The organism is Frankia sp. CcWB3, assembly GCF_977927595.1.
In genome coordinates, this window is the sequence record NZ_CDWRCK010000356.1 from 1 (window position 1) to 3249 (window position 3249).

The 3249-nt window shown below is 72.1% G+C and carries 2 protein-coding genes; one reads left to right on the forward strand and one right to left on the reverse strand.

What is annotated here, in order from left to right:
• The first annotated feature begins 55 nt into the window (after positions 1–55).
• On the forward strand, positions 56–1492 hold the full coding sequence (locus ACY5KJ_RS18995; RefSeq protein WP_462204005.1) for a vWA domain-containing protein: 1437 nt from the start codon (positions 56–58) through the stop codon (positions 1490–1492).
• A gap of 60 nt (positions 1493–1552) precedes the next feature.
• Here ACY5KJ_RS18995 and pgm read toward each other — a convergent pair whose 3' ends face one another.
• On the reverse strand, positions 1553–3244 hold the full coding sequence (gene pgm / locus ACY5KJ_RS19000; RefSeq protein WP_462204006.1) for a phosphoglucomutase (alpha-D-glucose-1,6-bisphosphate-dependent): 1692 nt from the start codon (positions 3242–3244) through the stop codon (positions 1553–1555).
• Between the last annotated feature and the right edge of the window lie 5 nt (positions 3245–3249).

Here is a 3249-nt window from a genome sequence, read left to right on the forward strand (position 1 = left end):
CAGGCCCTAGCTGACGGCCGTCGCCACGGCCGCACGTCCACGAGGGGGCGCCGGCATGAACCTGCTGGACCGCACCGTCGATTTCACCGCGGCGCTGCGCCGGGCCGGTGTCCCGGTGAGCAGCGCCGAGACCGTGGATGCCGCCAGGGCCGTCGGCGCGCTGGGCTGGGCCGAGCGGGACGCCGTCCGGGCAGCGTTCGCGGCGACCCTGTGCAAGCGGCCGCTGTACCGGCCGGCTTTCGATACTTTGTTCGACCTGTACTTCCCGCCCCGGATCGGGGACGGCGTGTCGCTGGACGACCTGGACGACCTGGACGACCCGGCCGGGGCGGCGAACGGCGCGGCGGGGGACGTCGGCGTCGACCCTGGCGAGCTGTCGCCCGAGCAGCTGGAGGAGCTGCGCCAGGTGCTGCGCGACCAGTTGCTCGACGCGCTGCGTGACGGCAACGACGAGGCGCTGCGCGCGCTTGCCCGGCAGGCGGTGAGCGCGTTCGGGTCGGCGCGCGGCAGCTCCGCCCGCTCGTGGTTCATCTACCGGGTGCTGCGGGTGATGTCGGCGGAGACCCTCATCGCCGATCTGCTCGCGGCGATGCTGGCGGATTCCGAACGTGGCGGACTCGCCGAACGGGCCGCCCGGCAGACCATCACCGACCGGATCCGCGAGTTCGAGGAGATGGTGTCCACCGAGGTGCGGCGGCGGATGGCCGAGGAACGCGGCCTCGATGCGGTCGAGCGCACCGCGGTGAAGCCGCTCAGCGACCAGGTCGAGTTCCTGCGAGCCTCCCAGCGGGACCTGGTGGAGCTGCGCCGGCAGGTCTACCCGCTCGCCCGGCGGCTGGCGACCCGGCTGACCGCGCGGCGCCGGCTCGGCCGCATCGGCCGGCTGGACTTCCGGCGCACGGTGCGGGCGTCGCTGGCTACCGGCGGCGTACCGGTGGAGACCAGGCACCGCCCGCACAAGCCGCACAAGCCCGAGCTGGTCGTGCTGTGCGACGTCTCCGGCTCGGTGGCCTCGTTCGCGCATTTCACCCTGATGCTGACCCATGCGCTGCGCGAGCAGTTCGCCAAGGTCCGGGCGTTCGCCTTTATCGACACGACCGACGAGGTCACCAGGTATCTGCGCGGCCTCGACCTCGGCGACATGATGGCCCGCATCTCCGGAGAGGCGGACCTCGTCTGGTTCGACGGGCACAGCGACTACGGGCATGCCATCGAGGTCTTCGCCGAGAAGTACCCTGAGGCGGTCGGTCCCAAGACGTCGCTGCTGATCCTCGGTGACGCCCGGAACAACTACCGACCGACCTCGGCGACCATCTTCAGGCGACTGTGCTCGCAGGCCCGGCACTCCTACTGGCTCAACTCGGAGCCGCGCAGCTACTGGGGCGCGGGCGACTCGGCGACAAACGTGTACGCCGAGCTCGTCGACGAGATGGTGGAGTGCCGCAACATCGAGCAGCTCCAGGCGTTCATCGGGCGGCTTCTTCCGTCTTGACGGTCCCCAGCCCCGGCCCGGTCCCCGGCCGGCTCCGGGACCGGCCTGGGACCGGCAGGATCAGCCGCGGGCGAGGGCGGCGTCGACGATCGACTGTGCCTCCGTGATGACCTCGTCGAGATGCCCGGGGCCCCGGAAGCTCTCCGCGTAGATCTTGTAGACGTCCTCGGTGCCGGAGGGCCGGGCGGCGAACCAGGCGTCGTCGGTGACGACCTTCACCCCGCCGATCGCCGCGCCGTTGCCCGGCGCGTGCGACAGCGCGGCGGTCACCGGCGAACCGGCGAGCGTCGTCGCGCTGAGGCTCTCCGGGGTGAGCGCGGCCAGGATCTTCTTCTGCGCCGGGGTGGCCGGCGTGTCGACCCGCCGGTAGGCCGGGGCGCCGTGGGCATCGGTGAGCTCCCGGTACAACTGCCCGGGGTCCCGGCCGGTGACCGCCGTCATCTCGGCGGCGAGCAGGCAGGCGATGATCCCGTCCTTGTCGGTCGTCCACACCGCGCCGTCGCGGCGCAGGAACGACGCGCCCGCGCTCTCCTCGCCGCCGAAGCCCAGGTTCCCGTCGGTCAGACCGGCCACGAACCACTTGAAGCCCACCGGCACCTCGACCACGTCGCGGCCGAGGCTCGCCCCGACCCGGTTGATCATGTTGGAACTGACCAGCGTCTTGCCGATCGCCGTCCCGGTCGGCCAGCCCGGGCGGTGGCCGAACAGGTAGGCGATGGCCGCGGAGAGGTAGTGGTTCGGGTTCAACAGCCCGGCCGTGCCGGTGACGATGCCGTGCCGGTCGGCGTCGGCGTCGTTGGCGAGGGCGACGTCGAACGAGCCGGCCAGCCGCACCAGGGAGGCCATCGCGTACGGCGACGACGGATCCATCCGGATCCTGCCGTCCCAGTCGGTCGTCATGAAGGCGAAGGTCGGGTCGATCGTGGTGTTCACCACGTCGAGGTCCAGCTTGTACCGCTCGGCGACGGCCTGCCAGTACACGAGGCTCGCCCCACCGAGCGGGTCGACGCCGATGCGCACCCCGGCGCCGCGGATCGCGTCGAGATCGATGACGTCGCCGAGGTCCGCGACATAGGCGCCGACGTAGTCGTGGACCACGGCGGCGGCGCGCGCCTGCGGGTACGGCACCCGGGCCACGCCCGCGAGGCCACCGTCGAGCAGGGCGTTCGCGCGATCCTGGATAACCTTGGTGACGCCGGTGTCCGCCGGACCGCCGTGCGTCGGATTGTACTTGAACCCGCCGTCGGCGGGCGGATTGTGCGACGGCGTGACGACGATGCCGTCGGCGAGGCCGCGCGCCGGGCCGGTCGCGCCGGTGGTGCCTGTCCTGCCCGTCCTGTTGCTTGACGTGCGCTCGCGGTTGTGGCGCAGGATCGCGTGCGAGATCACCGGGGTCGGGGTGGCCTCGCCGTCCGGGGCGATGCGTACCGCGACGCCGTTCGCGGCGAGGACCTCCAGGGCGCTCGCGAGCGCGGGCGCTGACAGTGCGTGCGTGTCGATCCCGACGAACAGCGGTCCGTCGACGCCGGCCTCCTTCCGGTAGTCGCAGATCGCCTGGGTGGTGGCCAGGATGTGGTCGGCGTTGAAGGAGCCGCGCAGCGCCGAGCCACGATGACCGGACGTGCCGAACGACACCCGCTGGGTCGGATCGGTGGGATCGGGATGGATCTCGTGGTAGGCGGCGAGCAAGCCGTCGACGTCAACGAGATCCTCGGGGGCGGCGGGTTGCCCCGCACGCGGACTGGTCGGCATGGGCG

Excerpts from the sequence above, each read along its gene's own strand:
- ACY5KJ_RS18995 (WP_462204005.1), top strand. The coding sequence starts at position 56 with ATGAACCTGCTGGACCGCACCGTCGATTTCACCGCGGCGCTGCGCCGG.
- pgm (WP_462204006.1), bottom strand. The coding sequence starts at position 3,244 with ATGCCGACCAGTCCGCGTGCGGGGCAACCCGCCGCCCCCGAGGATCTC.